At 45.6% G+C, this 20,700-nt stretch carries 18 protein-coding genes and 1 tRNA gene; 1 reads left to right on the top strand and 18 read right to left on the bottom strand.

What is annotated here, in order from left to right:
* Positions 1-2: 2 nt before the first annotated feature.
* From hslO to spoIIE, 8 genes are all read right to left on the bottom strand, one after another.
* Complete coding sequence (gene hslO / locus AR337_RS22060) at positions 3-881, bottom strand: Hsp33 family molecular chaperone HslO (RefSeq protein WP_059174215.1); 879 nt, start codon at positions 879-881, stop codon at positions 3-5.
* A gap of 126 nt (positions 882-1,007) precedes the next feature.
* Positions 1,008-1,796, bottom strand: a complete 789-nt coding sequence (locus tag AR337_RS22055; RefSeq protein ID WP_059174214.1) for a type III pantothenate kinase — start codon at positions 1,794-1,796, stop codon at positions 1,008-1,010.
* 224 nt (positions 1,797-2,020) lie between these two features.
* Entirely contained in the window at positions 2,021-4,003 is a 1,983-nt protein-coding gene (gene ftsH / locus AR337_RS22050; protein WP_059174213.1) for an ATP-dependent zinc metalloprotease FtsH, read from the bottom strand.
* Positions 4,004-4,114: 111 nt separating this feature from the next.
* On the bottom strand, positions 4,115-4,657 hold the full coding sequence (gene hpt, locus AR337_RS22045; protein WP_059174212.1) for a hypoxanthine phosphoribosyltransferase: 543 nt from the start codon (positions 4,655-4,657) through the stop codon (positions 4,115-4,117).
* Entirely contained in the window at positions 4,647-6,068 is a 1,422-nt protein-coding gene (tilS, locus tag AR337_RS22040) for a tRNA lysidine(34) synthetase TilS (RefSeq protein WP_059174211.1), read from the bottom strand. Before tilS ends, hpt begins: the two co-directional genes overlap by 11 nt.
* 140 nt (positions 6,069-6,208) lie before the next feature.
* Positions 6,209-7,180, bottom strand: a complete 972-nt coding sequence (locus tag AR337_RS22035; RefSeq protein ID WP_059174210.1) for a serine/threonine-protein kinase — start codon at positions 7,178-7,180, stop codon at positions 6,209-6,211.
* Positions 7,149-7,886: a VWA domain-containing protein gene (locus AR337_RS22030; protein ID WP_059174209.1), complete on the bottom strand. Its 738-nt coding sequence runs from the start codon at positions 7,884-7,886 to the stop codon at positions 7,149-7,151. Before AR337_RS22030 ends, AR337_RS22035 begins: the two co-directional genes overlap by 32 nt.
* Positions 7,887-7,955: 69 nt before the next feature.
* On the bottom strand, positions 7,956-10,400 hold the full coding sequence (spoIIE, locus tag AR337_RS22025) for a stage II sporulation protein E (RefSeq protein WP_156424498.1): 2,445 nt from the start codon (positions 10,398-10,400) through the stop codon (positions 7,956-7,958).
* 244 nt (positions 10,401-10,644) lie between these two features.
* Here spoIIE and AR337_RS22020 point away from each other — a divergent pair.
* Positions 10,645-10,718: transfer RNA gene (locus AR337_RS22020), tRNA-Met, on the top strand.
* A gap of 189 nt (positions 10,719-10,907) precedes the next feature.
* Here AR337_RS22020 and AR337_RS22015 read toward each other — a convergent pair.
* The 10 genes from AR337_RS22015 to mfd all read right to left on the bottom strand — a co-directional run bounded on the left by AR337_RS22015 (position 10,908) and on the right by mfd (position 20,648).
* Positions 10,908-11,327 carry a S1 domain-containing RNA-binding protein gene (locus AR337_RS22015; RefSeq protein WP_053368687.1) on the bottom strand — a complete coding sequence of 140 codons (420 nt, stop codon included), beginning with the start codon at positions 11,325-11,327 and terminating at the stop codon, positions 10,908-10,910.
* A 95-nt stretch (positions 11,328-11,422) separates the two neighbouring features.
* Positions 11,423-11,812, bottom strand: a complete 390-nt coding sequence (locus tag AR337_RS22010; protein ID WP_059174207.1) for a septum formation initiator family protein — start codon at positions 11,810-11,812, stop codon at positions 11,423-11,425.
* 13 nt (positions 11,813-11,825) lie between these two features.
* Positions 11,826-12,458, bottom strand: coding sequence for a spore cortex biosynthesis protein YabQ (gene yabQ, locus AR337_RS22005; protein ID WP_059174206.1), 633 nt, complete (start codon positions 12,456-12,458; stop codon positions 11,826-11,828).
* A complete protein-coding gene (gene yabP, locus AR337_RS22000) occupies positions 12,455-12,760 on the bottom strand; it encodes a sporulation protein YabP (protein WP_059174205.1) in 306 nt (101 codons plus the stop codon). Before yabP ends, yabQ begins: the two co-directional genes overlap by 4 nt.
* A gap of 78 nt (positions 12,761-12,838) precedes the next feature.
* Positions 12,839-13,105: an RNA-binding S4 domain-containing protein gene (locus AR337_RS21995; protein WP_059174204.1), complete on the bottom strand. Its 267-nt coding sequence runs from the start codon at positions 13,103-13,105 to the stop codon at positions 12,839-12,841.
* A 32-nt stretch (positions 13,106-13,137) separates the two neighbouring features.
* Positions 13,138-14,607 carry a nucleoside triphosphate pyrophosphohydrolase gene (gene mazG, locus AR337_RS21990; RefSeq protein WP_059174203.1) on the bottom strand — a complete coding sequence of 490 codons (1,470 nt, stop codon included), beginning with the start codon at positions 14,605-14,607 and terminating at the stop codon, positions 13,138-13,140.
* Positions 14,604-16,214, bottom strand: coding sequence for a polysaccharide biosynthesis protein (locus AR337_RS21985; protein WP_059174202.1), 1,611 nt, complete (start codon positions 16,212-16,214; stop codon positions 14,604-14,606). The genes mazG and AR337_RS21985 overlap by 4 nt, the downstream gene beginning before the upstream one ends.
* 108 nt (positions 16,215-16,322) lie before the next feature.
* Entirely contained in the window at positions 16,323-16,859 is a 537-nt protein-coding gene (gene spoVT, locus AR337_RS21980) for a stage V sporulation protein T (protein ID WP_059174201.1), read from the bottom strand.
* A 53-nt stretch (positions 16,860-16,912) separates the two neighbouring features.
* Complete coding sequence (locus tag AR337_RS21975) at positions 16,913-17,137, bottom strand: hypothetical protein (protein ID WP_059174200.1); 225 nt, start codon at positions 17,135-17,137, stop codon at positions 16,913-16,915.
* Positions 17,118-20,648, bottom strand: coding sequence for a transcription-repair coupling factor (gene mfd / locus AR337_RS21970; RefSeq protein ID WP_059174199.1), 3,531 nt, complete (start codon positions 20,646-20,648; stop codon positions 17,118-17,120). The genes AR337_RS21975 and mfd overlap by 20 nt, the downstream gene beginning before the upstream one ends.
* Positions 20,649-20,700: the final 52 nt, after the last annotated feature.

Below are 20,700 nucleotides of genomic sequence, written 5' to 3'. Positions count from 1 at the left end.
CCTTACTTCGCTTCTCTCTTTAGCGCTTCAAGCTCTTCTTTTGAAAAATGGTATTTTTCGTTACAAAAATGGCAATGGGCTTCTGCCATCCCATCTTCTTCAATCATATCGGAAATTTCGCCCTGTCCTAGCGACACAATCGCATTGGAAAACCGTTCCTTGGAGCAGGTGCATTCAAATTGTACAGGCATCTTTTCCAGGATGGTCAGTTCTTCCTTTTCAAACAGCTCTTCAAGAATTTCTTCTGGGGTAAGTCCTTGCTGAATCATCTTCGAAATCGGGGTAATGGTTTTAAGCCGCTCCTCGATTCGTGTAATTGTTTCCTCACTTGTCCCAGGGAGCAACTGAAAAATAAAGCCGCCTGCTGCAAGTATGCTGTTATCTGGGTTAACGAGTACGCCGACACCCACAGAAGAGGGCACTTGCTCCGAGGAAGCAAAATAATAGGTGAAATCCTCTCCCAACTCCCCTGAAACAAGAGGAACCGATCCGCTAAAAAAGTCCTTCATGCCAATGTCCTTAATAATGGTGAGCGTACCGTCTGTCCCAACCGCGCGCCTTACATCCAGCTTTCCTTGATCATTAAGTTCAAAATGCGTTTGCGGATTGCTTACATATCCCCGCACAGTTCCTTTCGCATTGCTATCGACAAGGATATTTCCGATTGGGCCTCCGCCTTCAACTTTTATTGTTAATTTGTTCTCGCCCTTTAGCATGGCCCCCATCATCAATCCAGCTGTCATGGTACGGCCAAGCGCTGCTGAAGCCGTAGGCCAGGTATAATGCCTTCTTTGCGCCTCCGCCACGGTTTCTGTACTTCTTACTGCATATGCTCTAATTTGCCCATCGTAGGCAAGAGCTTTAACTAGATAATCGCTCATTACTCTGCTCCTTTCTCGCTGTTCTTTTTTAGAGTCCAATTCAAGCTGCTGGGTTTGCGTTATTACCCCTATTACGACTCTCATTGAATGGCTTTTCACGCATGGAGCTTTTCCAGCCGCCAACGACTAGGAATCTTGCCTATTTAGTGTATCCATATTACGCTTATAGATTAAATGAAGTCCTTTGAGTGTCAAGAACGGGTCAACAATATCGATAATTTTTGATTCCTCGGCAATCAAATTGGAGAGGCCGCCTGTCGCAATGACGCTCGGAACTTTTGAGCTATTGGCAACCATCCGCTTTACGATGCCTTCAACCTGTCCAACATATCCATACACAATCCCAGCCTGCATGGCTGCGACCGTATTTTTGCCGATAACGCCCTCGGGCCTTGCGATTTCAATCCGTGGCAGCTTGGCTGCCCTTGAATAGAGAGCTTCGGTCGATATACCTACACCAGGGGCTATTGCTCCACCCATATACTGTTTCTGCTCGTTAACATAGCAATAGGTTGTTGCTGTGCCGAAGTCAACGATGATAAGCGGGCTCCCGTATTCATGAATGGCTGCAACAGCATTGACAATCCTATCGGCCCCCACTTCCCTCGGATTTTCATATTTTATATCCAGCCCAGTCTTAATACCTGGGCCGACGATTAATGGCTTAAGGTTAAAATATTTTGCGCACATCCTTTCGAGCGAGAACATAATCGGCGGCACAACAGATGAAATAATAATCCCTTCAATATCGTTAAAAGAAAGGTCAGAATGCTCAAAGAGGGATTTTATCAGCATTCCGTATTCGTCCTCCGACCGGTTTCTACTCGTTTCAACTCGCCAATGATGAAGAAGCTCGTCTCCCTTGTATACCCCTAAAACAATATTTGTATTTCCGACATCAAATACGAAAATCATTCAACTCACCACTCAATGGAAATTAACCTGGACGATTGTCCCTCAATGGATATCGAGCATCTTGCCACAGGTTTCAGGTTTACTGAAAACATCATATCACAAACGGTTTACGGATAGGAAAGACCAAGCGCCTATCCGGCATAAAAATTCCGCTTATACACCCTATGGGAGTGAATGTAAATTTAAAGGGCACCGTCAATTGAACGGTGCCCTTAAGCTTTAGATTATTTTTTCTCGTCCTGATTTTCTTCAGGCTTGAGCAAATTCGATTTTGGTGTACCTGATTCCTCGTCCTCTTCCTTTTTGCCAGAAATGTTTATGATGACATCATCAAGAGTACTCTTGATTTCGGCTGGAGTAGAGTTGGCCGGAACTTTCCCATCCGGAAGCCTTCCGTGGTCAATCAGGTGCTTGATGCCTTCAGCATCGAGTGTTTCCACTTCCAGAAGCGTATTGGCGATTAAATCGAGCTTGTCACGGTTTTCTGTCAAAATCCTCTTCGCACGCGCATACGATTCCTTGATGAAAGTCTGAATCTCAGTGTCGATCTCAAAAGCGATCTGATCGGAGTAATTCTGTTCACTGTGAAGGTCACGGCCTAGGAATACCTGGCCTCCCTGCGGCTGGCCGAACTGGAGCGGTCCAAGCTTATCGCTCATACCAAATTCGGTTACCATCTTTCTCGCAATTCCTGTTGCCCTTTGGAAGTCATTATGGGCTCCAGTGCTCACTTCGCCAAAAACGATTTCCTCCGCAACACGTCCGCCTAACAGGCCGGTGATTTTATCCAAAAGCTCAGGCTTTGTCATGAAATAACGGTCTTCCTTAGGAAGCATGACAGCGTATCCGCCAGCCTGTCCACGCGGTACAATCGTTACCTTATGCACCATTTCAGCCTCATCAAGCATAACGCCGATAACTACATGGCCAGCTTCGTGGAAAGCGACTATTCTGCGCTCTTTCTCAGAAATGACCCGGCTCTTCTTCGCCGGCCCCGCAATGACACGGTCAGTTGCTTCGTCGATATCTTCCATTTCGATTTTCTTCTTATCGTGGCGGGCCGCTACAAGCGCTGCCTCATTCAACAGATTTTCGAGATCAGCTCCGGAAAATCCAGGAGTCCGCATGGCTATGCTCTTCAGGTTGACTGATTCATCGAGTGGCTTGTTCCGTGCATGGACTTTAAGGACTGCTTCCCTTCCTCTAACATCCGGTCGGTCTACTGTAATTTGGCGGTCAAAACGCCCCGGACGGAGAAGCGCCGGATCAAGGATATCAGGGCGGTTTGTCGCCGCAACGATAATGATTCCCTCATTTGCCCCAAAACCGTCCATTTCGACAAGAAGCTGGTTCAGGGTCTGTTCACGTTCATCGTGGCCGCCGCCAAGGCCAGCCCCACGCTGGCGTCCAACCGCATCAATCTCATCGATAAAAATGATACAAGGGGCATTTTTCTTAGCTGTTTCAAACAAATCGCGGACGCGGGATGCACCCACACCGACGAACATTTCCACGAAATCGGAACCGCTGATCGAGAAGAACGGCACACCGGCTTCCCCGGCAACCGCACGGGCAAGAAGCGTTTTACCTGTTCCCGGAGGACCCACTAGCAGGACGCCCTTGGGAATTCGCGCGCCAAGCTCGGAAAACTTGCGCGGATCTTTAAGGAATTCAACAACCTCAATCAGTTCCTGCTTTTCTTCATCCGCCCCGGCCACATCCTTGAAGCGGACCTTTTTCTTTTCATCATTGTAAAGCCTGGCCTTGCTTTTACCAAAGTTCATGACACGGCTGCCGCCGCCCTGTGCTTGGTTTAGCAAGAAGAAGAAAAGAATGAAAATGATTACAAACGGGATAATGGATGTAAAGAAAGTGACCCAGCCGCTCGTTTCTTTCGCAGGCATTGTCTCAATCTTCATATCTGGAACCGCATCATCAATCCGGCTCAGCATCCGTTCGCTATTCGGGACATACGTCAGGAAAAACTTGTCCTTGGCGGCATTTTCAAGCTGGCCACGGACTTCATAGACGCCGCGCTCTGGCTGCAGCGTGACCGATTTTATTTCTCTCTTTTCTAGATGAGAAATAAATTGGTCATACGATATATTATCTGTTGGCTCATTGTTTCCATTAAAGAAACTTACAACGCCAATGATGACTAAAAATATCAATAAATAAAAGATGGTGTTACGGAAAATCCGGTTCATCCCTTACCTCCTCCCACGGTGGAAAACAGTATATAAAATAGTAGCATAATGATGATGCCGCTTCAACAATTGAGTTTGAAAGCCGCCTGATTCACCTATTAGTTTAGCCTATTAGGCATTGTTGTACACTTCAGGTTTCAAAACACCGATGTAAGGAAGATTCCGGTACTTTTCCATATAGTCCAGGCCGTAGCCGACAACAAATGCATCAGGAACTTTAAACCCTACATAATCAGCAGTTATATCTACCTTTCTTCCAGTCGGCTTGTCAAGCAGAGTGACTATTTTAATCGACTTAGCTTTCCTGTAACGGAACAGTTCGACAAGGTAGCTCAATGTCAGGCCACTGTCGATGATATCCTCAATAATCAACAGGTCCCTTCCTTCAACGGAGGTATCCAAGTCTTTTAGAATTTTCACTTCTCCGGAAGATACTGTGGAATTCCCATAGCTTGAAACATCCATAAAGTCCATCTCAAGGTAGCAATCCATTTTTCTAAGGAGATCTCCCATAAAAGGCATAGCTCCCTTTAAAACGCCGATTGCCAGCGGAAATTTATCCTGGTAATCATCTGTCAATCGGGCTCCCAGCTCCCTGGTTTTTTCTTGGATTTCATCTTCCGAAATCAGGATTTTTTCAATATCATTTCTCATTTTCCATGTGCCCCCTAGATGTTGGTTCCTTATTAATATAAAGCTTTAGATAGTCTTCCCCGGGTTTTCCGGCACAATCAAGGGCGGATTTTTTCAGCCCGGGAAGCCAGACAATCCGGCCGGTGCTATCTGTTATGACAGGCCAGTTTTCCCGCTCGGAAACCGGTACCTTGTTATCGATAAAGATATCCTTCAGCTTCCTTGTGCCTCGCATCCCTTTCAATGTCATCCTGTCGCCATTACGCTTTGTACGGATGATAAGTGGAAAGTGTACTTCGGTTGCAGGTAGATATGTACATTCCGTCCTAGTGTCTTTTTCAGGCTGCGTGCACACCTCAAGGGAAATTACAGCTCCACTCGGCAGCGCCACTTTCCCGGGTATATGCATCTCAATCCTGAATGGTTTCACTTTTGGACGCCCAAATTGGAAAATACACTCAGAATAGGAACGGGTGACAATCAGCCCAACGGGGAAATCAAGGTTTCCGGATGGATGAGGACGGTTTATCAAGGAAATAACTTGATCGATATGTATGGCTGCTAAATCCGCAAGCCTTTCTTCATAAAGATAGTTTAATATTAGTTGAATCCCTCTTCTTTGTAAAGGCATTGGCATTCCAAGAAAAGTCAGTATATCCAACACTACTTTTCCTTTTTCCCTGCTTTTTATTACTGTAACCATCCTGCTGGCCGCCAATTCCTCCAAATAGGCTTCGTCGCTCTCCAATTCTTCACTAAATCGCTGGAAATGTTCATGCACTAGTGGGTTTTCCTTTTTTAAAAAAGGAAGGACAGCCATCCGAAACCGATTCCTGCTATAGATATCCTTTTGGTTGCTTGGGTCTATTCGCGTTTCAAGGCCATTCCTTTTACAATAGTCGTCAATATCCTCCCTCGACGCTGTCAAAAACGGACGGATAATCGCTCCCTTCACGAAGGGCCTCATAAACGGGATGCCGGCCCGGCCTCTCCCAGAGCTGCCCCGAGTCAGACGCATCAGAATTGTTTCCAATTGATCGTCCCCATGGTGTGCGAGCGCCAGGTACTTATATCCATGCTGTTCCATCTGTTTCCGAAAAAATTCATAGCGGGCTTCCCTTGAAGCCTCCTGGCCATTCTTCCCTTCAAGGGCAATAATTTTGGGGACATCTATTCTTGCCATATCAAACTGAATTCCGAGCTCCTCGCAAAAATGCTTTACAAATAAAGCGTCCTCAAGCGATTCGTTTCCCCGGAACATATGGTCCACATGGGCCACGGCAAGTTTCAACCCCCATGCCTTTTCCCGCTCCCATAAATAATGAAGGAGAGCCATGGAATCAGGTCCGCCGGAAACTCCCACAAGAATACTGGCCCCTTTGAGGGAGACGGATTTTCTTTTCAATAGCGCCTCTGTTTTTTCTTCCAGCATGGTCATACTTCCTTAGTTTTGTGGTTAGTGTATACCGCGCTTATAAGCCGGTGAATCCTGTTTAATACGACTTAAAATGAAAAAAGTTTCACTTTCCGGATACTTTTAAAATTTTTTCCCTGTTTTAATGAAGAAGACAATCATGTCAATTGTACAACAATATATATAAAATAAAGAAGCGCCATCACCGAAATCACATAAAAGGTTTCATTCCGGCGGCTTTGTCCCTTTTTTTGGCGGGTAGAATGGCGCCGCAACTTTGGATTCACCGCCGGTGGGATTGGATCCGAATTACCATTTTGAGGATAAGGGCGCTTCATGCATAAGAGAAGGCCATTCCTCATTTCCCGGGCCGTGGAATATTTACCCTGCAAAGCATTTGCCAAAACCGGCTCTAAAGGGACAAGCTCTTTCTTTTGCCTGATTGCTCCCAGCAATTGGCCTAATCCTCCCTCCCCTTTTCGGAAATTGTTCGGGTAGGATGTTGCGATCATCACCATCGCAACTGCAAACAAGTCATAGGATGGCTCGGCTTTCCGCGTCCCCATCCCCCAATATCCCCGGTCATAAAACTCGGTGTATTCCTTTATCGCTCTGCCAATCAGGGTTGTTCCACCTACATCGATGCAGCGAATCCTTGGCGGAGGGCCAGCCACAATTAAATTTTCCGGCTTTAAATCGCCAAAGACCCAGCCGTTTTCGTGAAGTTTCTCCAAATCCTTCAGAAGCTGGAGGAAAAGGGCCAGCCTCCACTCCTTGCCCTTATTGTAAATGAATGGCAGAAGGCCTGATCCCTTGATGTATTCCATGACATAAAAACTGAGCATTCCTTCGGAAGTAAGCCAATCGTCTACATCAAGCAGGGAAGGCCCAAGGGCTTGGCCCCGGGCCTTGGCAAAGGATTTGAGCACATTAACCTCCGAGGTAATCGACATGCTGTCTCCGCTGATTTTTAAGGCTGCTTCTTGGTTTCCTTTTTTAACCAAGTAGACGACTCCGTTTGCACCATTACCCAACTCTTTTAAAAGAATATATTCATTCCTGTGCCACTTTCCCGAAACAACTGTCCCTGGCCTAAACTTACATGGATTCTTCGAGGAAGGATTCATCATCTTCGTTCAGAACTCTCCTTAACGCGCTCTTTTCATTGAACAAATGAATGGCCTCACGGATTGCCGGCCCTGTTGGAGTAATTCCTCCGGCAGCCAGGAGTGGGAAAATGGAGCTAATGGTCTCCAACCTAGGTGTCCAATCTAGAATTCTCTCCGTTTCTCCCCTTTTCCCGGGAAATACTAACACAGAAAACTGGTTTTTGCCCGAACGCGCATTCAGGCTTAAAGAGAGATCAAGCAGCGCTTCCTTTACGGTCGGCAATTTGTGCTTCATGCTAGCGCTCATATCAACTAGAATAATTACCTCAAGGTCAACCGCCTCGCCAAGCTCGTCAACTACCTCAAGGACTTCCCCTCTTTTTTCCGGGGGAAGATCCTCAAGAGTTTTCGTACCTCCGAGGATTTGCCTTAATTCCCGGTTTACAACCCCCTGAAGGGTCTGGGTCATAGCTTTCCTCGTTACCATTTGAACAGTCTGCGATAGCTGCTCCGAATATACCACTTGGCTGACTCCCCCGCCCGACAAAGCGATTCCTTCAATCTCCCTCATTCCCTGGCTATCAATTATATCCTGCTCCATGACTCCAATTACGTTGACAGTGATACCCTGCTCCTTTGCTAGCGCCGCCATAGCGACAGGATCCTCACCCTGATTTGAACAACCATCCGTAATCACAAGGAGCTGCCTGATTTTCCCTATATGCATTTCATTCTCCTCCAATCGATAAATGTTACCATTTTCGACTTGATAGAGGGGATTTATACCAACTTCGCTTTATGCACGCTTCTTTTTGATTCCATGAACCGGTATGGAGGCCCACTTTGGTGTATTGTGCATGATCTTTGCAACAGCGACCGTCATATCATCTTCAATTTGATTGGATCTCGAACGGATTACCTCTTCCATAATCAAGTCTGCTACTTCCTGGGGATTAGCTGTTTCAAGCTCATGGATTTTTCGTTTCATCCACATTTCATAATTTCCGACATGCTTTGGGCCCTCGAAAACTCCATCACTCATCATAATCAAAAGATCGCCCGGCTTCAGCTGCTCACTGACGACATCAACATCGAATTCCTGCACGATCCCCATCGGCAAGTTACTCACCTGTATTTTCATAACTTTTTCTCCTCTTTTAATAAAACTAGGAGTAGAACCGATCTTTAAAAATTTTGCTGAAGCATTCTGCAAATCAATGACTGCCAAATCAAGCGTAGAAAAAATCTCATCTGTCGTCCTTAAAGCAAGGACGGAATTTACAGACTTGATTGCCACTCTTTCTTCTATGCCTGACTGGAGAATTTGCTGAAGAAGTTTTAGTGTTTCCCTGCTTTCTTCCTGCGCCCGCTCTCCATTCCCCATTCCATCACTAATGGCTACCGCATATTTTCCGCTACCAAGCTCCATCGTCGAGAAGCTGTCTCCCGAGATGAAGCCCCCTCCTTTTGCAGCATAGGCAACCCCCGTTTCAACAGTAAATGCCTTTGCGGACCGGAAAGTCGCCTGGCAGGTACTATGTGGATAGGCACCACATTCTTCGGTGTTTACAACAATGGTTTCCCCTAGAATGTCGGACAGCATTGGTGCTATTAGTTTTTCACATTCCCCATGCCCATTGCAAAACGGAATTGTCATATCAATGTCTACATTTCCGGTTTCCAAACTATAAATCTCCACGTGCTCAATTTGCAGCCCGAAATCCTGGATTGCCTCCATAATCTGTTCTTCCTGTTTATGGAGGTTTTCGCGTTCACGTTGGATTTCCTTTGCAAAATCACCCATGACCTCGGAAACGCCAAGCAGCTGATCGGCAACGAGCCTTCTGCTTTCCTTCACCTGCTTCTTCAGCTTCTGGTTTGCCTCATATACTGCCAGCTCTTGATGGACTGCTTCCAACACTTTCTTTGGGCGGGAACAAAGCTTTTCCCATTCCCGTGACAATTTAGGCGGAATAGTCCCCTTTGATTGATCCATTTGAAGCATAATTTCTTCCATATAGCCATATGTTGTAGTAAAGTTCTTTGTCCAACAATGTTCTTTTTTAAAACAAGTCTGGCAAGTCTTTTCGGCAACATTGCTCAAAAAGAAATCCAGTTCTTTTTCTACCTCGCCAGACTCCTCCTCGCGGTGGGAAAAACTTTTCGAAAGGGCTTCGAATACATTCGAAAATTGCGCAACCCTTTTTGCGGTTACATCCCTCATTTTTCTCATATATTTTTGCTGTTCGGCTGTATGTTCAGGGGTTCCAGGTATATACCTTGCTACTCTGGAAGTTAATGAGGTTGGGGTCAGGAAAAACAAAAGGATTGCCACTGAAGATTCCATCATTGTGGACTGGAGCGGAATGCCGGCTTCTCCGTACATGCCGATTAATAAAGTAGCAACTAGTAGGCCTAGTGAAACGCCAGCTTTCTTCCCTTCTTTCAATAAGCCACCAAGGACACCCGAAAAAGCGAGAAGGCTCATATGAGAAAAACTTGATATATTTGCAAGGCTGAATATTAGACCCGTGACGACCCCTACAGTTGAACCGACCGCGGCACCTGCCATTAGGGAAAATAAAAGGACCATATACCTCGACATAATATGTTCAATTGACAATCCATACAGCATCCAGCCGATTGTTCCGGTCATAATCGACGCCAGAAGTATGATTACAGAAACTATTTCTTCTGTTTTTAAAGGCTGTTTTCGTTTCCTCGTGGTTAACAAAGGTACACTTTGCATAAAAATCAGGGAAAGGGTAAAAGCTAATACCCCTTCTATCCCGGCCATCACAGCATCATAAATGGACAGGCTGCCTCCAACTATAAATCGCTCCGCTAGTTTTCCGGCAAGCAAAACCGTTCCGATATAATACGGAATCACTTTCGTTGTATTCACTATCCATTTTCTAGTGATCCGGAAAGACGCCAGGAAAAGGAACACCAGGGAAAAGGTCGAAATGGCATGCCCGATGGAAATAGTAACCGCTCCGGCAACAAGGCCAAGCAGCGCGAGCGGCGCCCTATCCTTTTTTATAAAAAATACAGCGGCGAAAAAGGGAAGGCTGAAAGGAGCCAGCTTTGCCAGTATAAGTGCGCGGCCAAGCAAAAAACCGACCAGCAAAAGAAAGTATCCCCTTTTCAGAAATAATTCTTCTGCCTTCTCCTCCAATTTTCTAAAGGCTGCCGACAAACCTAATTTTGGACGGATACCGGTACTCGTCACCTGGTCCATTATTGTGTGTTGTGCCCTTTCCAATAAAAAACACTCCCCTGTCCTCTTATTATTGTGCTAATTATATAGGGACAGGCATCCAAAGATTGTCAAAATTATGTATAGCCATAATGGAATTCTTCGACTTGTTTCACCGCGACTGCCATGGTTGGGCAAAAGCTGCCAGAGAAATCGAAAAGGCAATTATAAAAATGTATTGACAGTCTTTTTTAAACTATGTATTATAGAACTTGTGCTTTAAAATGGCGGTGTAGCTCAGCTGGCTAGAGCGTACGGTTCATACCCGTAAGGTCGGGGGTTCGATCCCCTCCGCCGCTATACTTTTTCCTCATCTTTTCACAAGTGCATGCAGCAAGGCTCTCCCCTAAGGGAGAGCCTTTTTTTCATGTTAATTCCCCATTCCCCTTCTAACCACATATCAGTTTATTTAAAAAACAAAACAGGCAGGACCCCATTGCGGGCCTGCCTGGTATAATGACGTAATTTGGGTTAATAAGCAGCAACAAGTTAGCCTCTTCTAGCCCCTCTTCCACCGCGTTTTGATTCGGTGTTGCGTTTTAGGGAGGATAAACGGTCTTCGCTGTCCTTTAGAAATTTGGCCATTTTCGACTCGAAATTCTCAGGCCTTGCATTCCGGTCATTAGCTCTTCCCTGGCGGGGACGAGGCGTGTAAGACCTTTGCGGTTCAGGACGGTCCTTGGCTTTTTTAATGGAGAGGCCAATCTTTCCATCCTTTTCAACATTGATGACTTTAACCTCTACCATATCTCCCACTTTCAGATGATCGTTGATATCCTTTACATAATTATCAGCGACCTCACTGATATGGACAAGACCTGTTGAACCTTCCGGCAGCTCGACAAACGCTCCGAAATTTGTAATCCCTGTTACCTTTCCTTGTAACTTGCTGCCTACTTCGATTGACATAAAAAGATATTTCCTCCTTAAGAATATAAAAAAAATCAGTCTTACTATATATTATACCTAAGTTTTAAAATAAGTGTCAACCAGAGTGCCCTGTATCATTTTTCCTTCTTCTTATTTCCTTCAGGAATAGTAAAAATAATTTCACCCTTATCGGAAAGGAAGTATTCCTTCCTAGCGAGCTTTGCGATATAGTCATCATCATTCAGCTTGATGATTTCCTCATTCAGGATATCCCGCTCGCGTTCCAAAGCGGCTAGCTGTTGTTCCATCTTTTCTTTCTCCGCCTTTTTCTCCTCAAGGACCTCAGCCCGCGAATAAATGGATGAAACAGTGAAATAAATCAAAAGAGCTGCCATAAGGGCAAATGCGGCCAGCCTTCTAGCCAGAGCTTTTCGTTTCCTGGAAGCGGATTCTTCCGAATAATAATGTGATTCCGCATAGCTATTGCGGATTCTTGCTACATTCCGTTTCTTCTTTGCTTCCAATGGCTCTTCCCCCTCACTCTTTGTTTTTATTCCACCTAATAACCCGTTTAAAAACATTCCGAACTTTTAAAAGAATTCTTGTCCCATTATTATACAACTTCTCCGCGAGTTTTTTAATCCCTTTCGGCAAAACTTTCCACACCACTGATAATATTTTTTTTAACGGCCAAAGAATCAGAGTCCGGAAAAGAAAATAAATGGTTTTTAACAAGAGGCGAAGTAGCCCCATTCCTCCGTTTAATAGGAGTAGGACGATTGCGGCGACTAACTTGGCTAGGCCGGCAATTGGTTTGAATAGCACAATCTGGACTGTTTTTCCAAAAGTGCGCCCTGCTACGATTGCTGCCTTAATGGCTCTGTCTAGGAACCAGAGATAAACCTCCTTCAACAATGCCTGATATGCCGCAAAACCGCACAAAAGCGCAAGAAAGATATAAAACCGTATTTCACCTTTGTTTACATGGAAAAGAACATAAAAAACAAGCAGGGCCTGGACAATCCAAAAAAGGATATCGTTAATAAAGGTAATCCAGCTTTTTCGTTTGGGGCGGTTTAAAAAGCGCTGGTATGTATCCAGCATCGCCCCAAACCCCGCTCCTGCTGAGATCATAGCCGCCATTGTTAGAAACTGTACGGAAAGAGTCATCGGAACAGCTTGCTAAAGAAGCCTTTAGCTTTGTCTCCGTGCTGTTCATCTAGGTAAACAAGTTCAAATATCTTTCCCTTAATGGACACAATGCCTTTATCGACATCCAAGTTTTTCATCTGCAGATTCTGTCCTTTTATCGACAAAAAGCCCATGGCCGTTTCGAGAAGAAACTCTTCGTTGTCGAAGCTTTCCACCTGTTTGACACCGGTAATATCCAGGAGCCTCCTTCCCCTCATGATGACATCATGGTCGGGCATTGACCCTTTATTTGCAGCATTTGAATCATAATATTGGCTCATCGTTCATCCCCCGAATCACATTGTACAAACTAATTTTGTACATACTATGTATTTACTGGGGTAATTAGAACAAGCCCTTTATTCTTCGGATTGCACCTTTTCTTCCTTCAGGATGGTATACATTTCCGCAGCCTCATCCTTTCGGGATGTTTCCTGGATTCGGTCTACCCTCGCTGTTACAACCCTCTGCCCAAAGCGGATTGTCAGTTCGTCCCCGGCCTTGACCGTCGAACTTGCCTTAGCCTGGTTGCCATTTACCAAAATCCTTCCCTGATCGGATACTTCCTTTGCAAGAGTCCTTCTTTTAATGATCCGCGATACCTTAAGAAACTTATCAAGCCTCATTTCTCTTCCCCCATTCATTCATTATTCTGCTCCTATAATCCTTTTTTCTTTGCTGCATCCCAATACCTGTCAAGCTCCTCAAGTGAAAAAGCTGTAATTGGCCTTCCGCTTTCTGTGACCTTCTCTTCAATGAAGCGGAAACGCCGGATAAATTTTTCATTTGTTCCAATCAGGGCTTCTTCGGGATGGATGTCCAGAAACCGGGCTACATTCACAAAGGCAAACAGCAGGTCACCAAATTCTTTCTTAGCTAATGCCAGTCCAGCCTCACCGTTCAACTCAGCCTCGAATTCCTTTAGTTCTTCTTTAACCTTCTCGAATGCCGGTCCAATTTCCTGCCAATCGAAACCAGCCTTTGCCGCCTTTTTTTGTAATTCGTAAGCTTTCAGGAGAGCTGGCAGGGATTTTGGAATCCCATCAAGGAATGACTCCTTACTGCCACTCCCTTTTTCCAATGCCTTGATTTCCTGCCAGTTCGCAACGACCTCCTCCGCTGTATTTGCTGCCTTGTTGCCAAACACATGCGGATGCCTCCTAATCATTTTCCCTGAGATTGATTCGATTATGTCGTTAATTGAAAAGTAACCGTCGTCCTCCCCGATTTGCGCATGGAGCATCACTTGGAGGAGGACATCACCAAGTTCTTCAATTAGATGATCGATGTCTCCGCTGTCAATTGCGTCAATAACCTCATACGTTTCCTCAATAAAATATTTTTTCAGCGATTCGTGGGTCTGTTCCTTATCCCATGGGCATCCATCCGGCCCCCGTAGGGTAGAGATGATGTCCTTAAGCTTAGAAAACTCGCGCAATAGAAGTTTTTCCTCTCGTACCGGAGGAACATAGAGAGTAACAAGATTATGTATCTCTGTTTTATGGTCCAGTTCATAAAGTGGAATTTTTTCGATTTTCTCTTCGGTACTTCCAGCCGCCGTAACAATATAAATATCGTACTCGTCCGGAAGCCGTTCCATCAGAGTGAGCTTTACATCGGAAGCAATCAGCCTGTCATAGACCTGGCTAATAAACATATGCTGGCTCAGCTGCAGCTCATCCGGACGTAAGGCTGTGCCGTCAAGCAGCTGGAATCCCTCTACAGGATCGATTTTTAAAGCAAGGAATAAAGCGTCAAGAAAGCTTTGCCCCCCTCCGAAACGAATTTCAATCCCTTCTTGCCGAGCTTCCGCTTCAAGCAGAAGCTGTACGGTCCGTTCCGCCACAAGCGGATGGCCCGGAACAGCATAAATTACAGGTCCTAGAGTCGCCTGAACGAGAAGGGTTTCACAAATTTCATTGTACACCGCTTCGAATGTATCGTATTTTTCATAAATGGAATCAAAAGAGGTATATGAAAACCCTTCTTTTTCAAGCTCGCGCACGACAGGATGTTCCTTCGTTCTAAGGAATACCCTTCCACCTTGCTTCAATTTCTTGTAAACTCCCAATGGCAAGGCATCCAAGTCAGCCGACCCCAGGCCAATAATTTCAATTTCCTTTTTCATTTCATCCTGCTCCTATCCTTTGGCAGCAATAATTGTAATTTACTTCCGAATGGAAACAGTGCAAGTTCCTCAGCACGAAAAACACCGCTCCTCACGATAATCCAAGCATAAACGAAAGCACCCAGTAAACTTGAGCCTGCTGCTTGGATAGCCGCAGCCGTCCGCTCGCTTCCTATTTCGTATAAGAAACCCGTTCCCGAAAGGAACAGTTTTAAAAATAGCAGCATCCCCAAAAGCGCCACGGCTATTTTTTTCAAAAATGCTGCCTGAAATACTTCCCCTTTTATATTGTCCTTCAGGAAAAGGATGGCAGCAATGGAAATTGTGAAAAGTGTTATCGCAGTGGCCCAAGCCGCACCAAGCGTGCCAAATCTGGGGACCAGGGCAAGGTTAAGAACGTATTTTAACGGAAATCCCAATAGGATTGCCACTGCGGGCTTAAATAGGACCCCGCGGCCTTGTAAGATTGCCGCTGCGGTTGAAATAGCCGAACTGAAAACGATAGCAAGGCTCAAAACCGCGAGAACCGATGTCCCGTTTTCATTTTCAAAAAGCATGATATTTGCCGGCCGGGCTATCATCCAAAGCCCTGCTGCCCCACCAGCGCCTATCACAGCCGTCACCTGCATCGCAATCCGGATTTTATGAGCCAAAAAAGACTTGTCGCGCGTCAGCCTACTGCTGGCAATAAGGGGAACAACAGATAACGAAATGGCTGAGGCCGCGGTAAGGCCTAGCTGGATTAGAGGCTGGCCCCGATCAAAAACACCCTTCATTTCTTTTGCCGCCTCAGGGGCGACCCCATTCGCCACAAGAAGTGAATACAGGTTTAGGGCATCCCCCATTTGAATAAAAACCATCAGCAGGCTGCTTATGCAAATTGCAAGGCCTTGAAACCCAAGAACCCTGGCAGCCCGTTTCACTTCTCTAAAGTCCGGCATACGAATCGACCCGGAAATCGTGCCGATCATCCTATTCTTCTTATTCCGAAAAAACAGTACAAGAAGCGTAAGTGAAACCATCCCTCCTGTAATCGATCCCAGCATCGCACCTGCACCGACGTAATATAGGGAAAGGCCGTGTCTTGTAAACAGAATTGCAACCGCAAGAATTGTTATTACGCGGATTGCCTGCTCGCCAATCTGGGATACAGCCGTCGGAACCATATCCCCCTTTCCTTGAAAATATCCTCTTAAAACAGAAATGATTGGGAATAGCAAGAAGACAACTGCCACTACCCTGATTAACACAAAAAGACCAGGGTCTCCCATCCAGCGAGCTATGTATTCCGCCCCTGAGTAGAGAAGCACAAAACAAAGGAACCCAAAAAGCTGTAACAAGATATACGATGCCGCGAGGAGCTGAAATCGCCGCTCGCGGCTTTCAGCGTAAAGCTTCGACAAGACGACTGGAAAACCGGTCGTCGCGAGGGCCATCGCGATTCCGTAAAAAGGATATACTTGCTGATAAATATAAAAACCGATATCCCCCGTAATATTTTGAAATGGGATTCGGTAGCCTGCACTCAATAGTTTTGTAAACAAAGCGGCAGCTGTCAGTATGAAAGCTCCCTTAAAAAGATTATCCGCCTGCTTTACCGGCTCCATTGCAGTCTCCTTCATAAAAAGAATTCGACAACTATTATAGCATATGCTTCTGAGCCTAAACTTAAAAAAGAAGGCTGGACCCAATAACGGTCCAGCCCTCTTCTGCCACTATTGTTCCATTTGCCTTGCAAGGAAGCCGGCTGCCGTCTCAACTGCTTTTTGCTCAACTTCCCCGAGGGTACCTTCTTTTGCAAAAATGATCACCGCTCCAATAGGGTCGCCATTGGCAATAATCGGGCCAACTGTATAGGAAGAAACAGATTCTTCATTGCCATCCACAAGTTCGATTGTTCCTTGCTGGGTAACGAGGACGGAAGAACGGTCTTCCATTGTTTTTTCAACCACTTCTCCAATGTTTTTGTTCAGGAAATCCTTTTTAGAACCGCCTGCTATAGCGATGTAAGTATCCCGGTCACAGATTAGAACTGGATTTCCCAAGCTATCATAAAGCGCTTCGGCATACTCTCTGGCAAAATCGCCTAACTCACTGATAGGTGAATACTTTTTCAGAATTACTTCCCCATCACGGTCAACGAATATTTCCAGTGGATCACCTTCCCTAATACGGAGGGTTCTACGGATTTCCTTTGGAATAACTACTCGACCCAAATCATCGATTCGACGAACTATACCTGTTGCTTTCATCCAATGTTGCCTCACTTTCATCTGATGATTGAATTTAATGATTCATTTTTCCTTCAGGTGATAGCATCACCAAGTTTGAACTTAGTATCCTTCATATGGAAAGTTCTATTCATCGGCGAATAGGATTTTATTTGTGGTAATATAACTTCCAAAATAGGATAAACCTGCCAATATTTTTTTCCGGCCACATTGAATGAAATACCCAAGATCGTTCGCCCTGAAACATCGATTCCCGATAAAAAATTAATTAAAAAACCGTTACTTTCTCGCTTTTTCATTCCTAGCCTCATCCAATCCCTTTACAATTGCATAAATGGCATGGAGCCATCTGGAAGTCTCTTGGCCCCTGACATTCAGTGTGATCTTGAACTTCTTTCCATCCATGCCGAATCCTGCCTGGCGCCCCAATGGGTAAGTAATGTTTATAATTTCATCTCCTGGTATTTCAGAGCTTCCCCTTTCGTTTAAGAGAACTGTAATCATATCCTTCGCTTGCTTAATCGATTCGACTCCTGCTTTTAATGCATGAATTTTTATCTCCGCCACACTGAACAGATAGGAAACTTCATCCGGGTATTCGCCAAATCGGTCTTTTAATTCCTCTTCAAGCTCATTTAGGTCCTCATTTCCCTCGATTCCCCGAAAGCGTTTATACATCTCTATCTTCTGATGCCCATCGCGAATATAAGAATCAGGTATATAAGCATCAATCTCTAGATCGATTTCAACAGTTGGTCTTTCTACTTCTTTTATGCTTCCTTTTCTTTCTTCAATGGCTTCCTTCAGCATCTGCGAATAAAGATCGAAACCAACTGAATCAATGAAGCCGTGCTGCTGTGCCCCCAGCAAGTTTCCAGCACCTCTAATCGACAGGTCCCGCATGGCAATTTTGAAGCCTGAACCTAGCTCGGTAAACTCCTTAATCGCATGAAGGCGCTTTTCAGCTACTTCCGTGAGGACCTTGTCCTTACGGTATGTAAAATAGGCATAGGCAATCCTATTGGATCTGCCAACACGTCCCCGAAGCTGGTAAAGCTGGGATAATCCCATCCTGTCCGCATCATGTACAATCAAGGTATTGACGTTTGGAATATCAACCCCTGTTTCAATAATCGTTGTGCTGACAAGAACATCAAATTCGCCGGCAAGGAAGCTGATCATGACCGATTCAAGCTCGTTTTCCGACATTTGCCCGTGGGCAGAGGTGACTCTGGCATCGGGAACCAGCATGGATATCTCCTCTGCCTTCCGATCAATATCCTCAACGCGGTTATACAGGAAGTAAATCTGCCCGTCCCTCGCCAGCTCCCGTTCAATGGCTTCTTTTGCCAGCATCCCGTTGTATTCCATCACATAGGTCTGGATCGGGAAGCGGTTTTCCGGCGGGGTTTCAATGACGGATAAATCACGGACACCTAGCATCGACATATGGAGGGTCCGCGGTATCGGCGTTGCTGTCAGTGTAAGGACATCGACATTTGTCTTTAATTGTTTTATTTTTTCTTTATGAGTAACCCCAAAACGCTGTTCCTCATCAATGATTAATAACCCTATATCCCTGTAGATGACATCCTTTGATAATAGCCTGTGAGTACCAACAACAATGTCCACAGAACCTGCTTTTAAACCCTTCAGTGTCTCCATTTGCTGCTTGCGTGAACGGAAGCGGCTCAGGAGGCCGATATTGATCGGATAGTCCTGGAATCTTTCCCGAATTGTTTCGTAATGCTGCTGCGCAAGGATGGTTGTGGGAACAAGGAACGCGACTTGCTTTCCATCCGCAATCGCCTTGAAGGCAGCACGGATGGCAACCTCCGTCTTTCCATATCCAACATCGCCGCATAGCAGGCGGTCCATTGGGCGTGGTTTTTCCATATCACGCTTGATTTCATGAATGGAACGAAGCTGGTCCTCCGTCTCTTGGTAAGGGAATGAAGCATCAAACTCCCGCTGTAAATCGCCGTCCGGGCTGAAAGCATAGCCTATTGCCGCTTCACGCTCCGCATACAGCTTAATCAAATCGTCGGCAATATCCTGTACCGATGATTGAACCTTTTTCTTTACCCGCTTCCAATCACTGCCCCCAAGCTTGTAAATCTTTGGCTCTTTCCCTTCCGAGCCTACATACTTTTGGACAAGATCGATCTGGTCGACAGGGACATACAACTTGTCTGTCCCGTGGTAGCGGATATGGAGATAATCCTTATGCAGACCGTTGATGACAAGCGTTTCAATACCTAGGTATTTTCCAATCCCGTGGTTAACATGGACGACGTAATCACCAATTTTAAGCTCCGAATAACTTTTAATCCGCTCCGCATTCGATAGCTTTTGGCGCTGGCGCGTTTTTCTCGGCCGCTTGCTAAAAAGCTCCTCCTCGGTAATCACCGCGATTTTTTGGAGCGGGAGCTCAAATCCACCCTGAAGGCTGCCGTGCATTATTTGCACTGTGCCACGGACTAGACGGGCGTTCCCGCTCGCCATTCCGGCCTCAACCCCATAATCCTCTAGAACCCTTTGCAGCTTGTCAACCCGTTCGGCATCCGCGCCAAGGAACAGCACCGTAAAGCCACCCTTTTTCCAGCGCTCCATTTCCGATTTTAGAAGGTGCATTTGTCCATGAAAATTCTGCATTTGCCTCGAGGATATATTGATAATATTCTGCGGATTTGTATTGGCTACATGGCGAAGGAAAAGTGACAGGTACAAAACCGGGAGCTCCCTTTTTTGTAAAAGCACCTGAACCTGGTGTGATAGGTTTAATCCCTGGATTATTTTCCCTTCACTTAACAGCGACGTGTACCATTCAGCTTCCTCCCTGTCTAACGAGTCATTCATTTCCTGGACTCTGCTAATTTCGTCTATCATGACCAAACCATTTTCAGGGAGATAATCTAGTAAACTAGCTGGGTTTTCGTATGCTATCGACACATATTTGAATATCTGGTCAGGCCGCTGCCCGTTTTTCAATTGTTCAAGCTCAAGGGATATGTTTTGCGACATTTGAAGTTTCGCTTTTTCATCCCTGATTGTTTTAAGACTTGCAGCCAATCCTTCCTGGAGCCTTTCGGATAAGCGCAAAAGCTCGGCCGCCCCTAATGGTAATTCCGTTGCAGGGCCGATTAACGCTTCTTTTGCTTTATCCCTAGAACGCTGATCCTCAAGGGAAAAGGTCCTAATTGATTCTACTTCTGTATCAAATAATTCAATCCGCAGTGGGTTTGTTTCCGTAATCGGAAAAATATCTATAATCCCGCCCCTGACACTGAATTCTCCAGGAGTCGTGACCATCTCAGACCGGACATAGCCCATTTGCACAAAGGTTTCAAGTGTCGCATCGATATCAAGGTCCTCACCCTTTTTTATCGAAAATTGATACCCGGCCCAAATTTCCTTCGGCGGCAAAATTTTTCTTAAGCCCGATACAGGCGCGATCAGGATGCCTTTTCCACCCCTGCTCCAGTGATTCAGCACTTCAATTCTTTGCGCCCTCAGCTCAGGGCTTGCAATGCTCATCTCCGCGGCAATTAATTCGTTGGCCGGAAACAAATAAACTCCCCGATCATGCATAAGGCTTGAAAGGTCATCATATAGCTTCTGGGCCTGAAGCAGATTATGGGTAACAAGAAGGATAGGCCTTCCCGTTTCGCGGTAAACGGAGGCGGCGAGCACCGTTCTCGATGAGCCGGATAAGCCAGCGATGAGCTGTTCCTTTAAACCGCTTTCCATTCCACTGATAAGAGATTGAATATCTTCCTGCTCCAGGAATAATGTCGTCAGGCCTTCCATCCTGTTCCCTCCTTTGCTGCCTTCATAGGCTGTTTTTCTCTCTCTCCAAAAC

The sequence above is a fragment of the Bacillus sp. FJAT-27445 genome, from assembly GCF_001510665.1.
Lineage (GTDB): Bacteria > Bacillota > Bacilli > Bacillales > Cytobacillaceae > Bacillus_D.
Note: the sequence above shows the minus strand (reverse complement) of the source record. Positions and strands in the feature narration are given on the sequence as shown.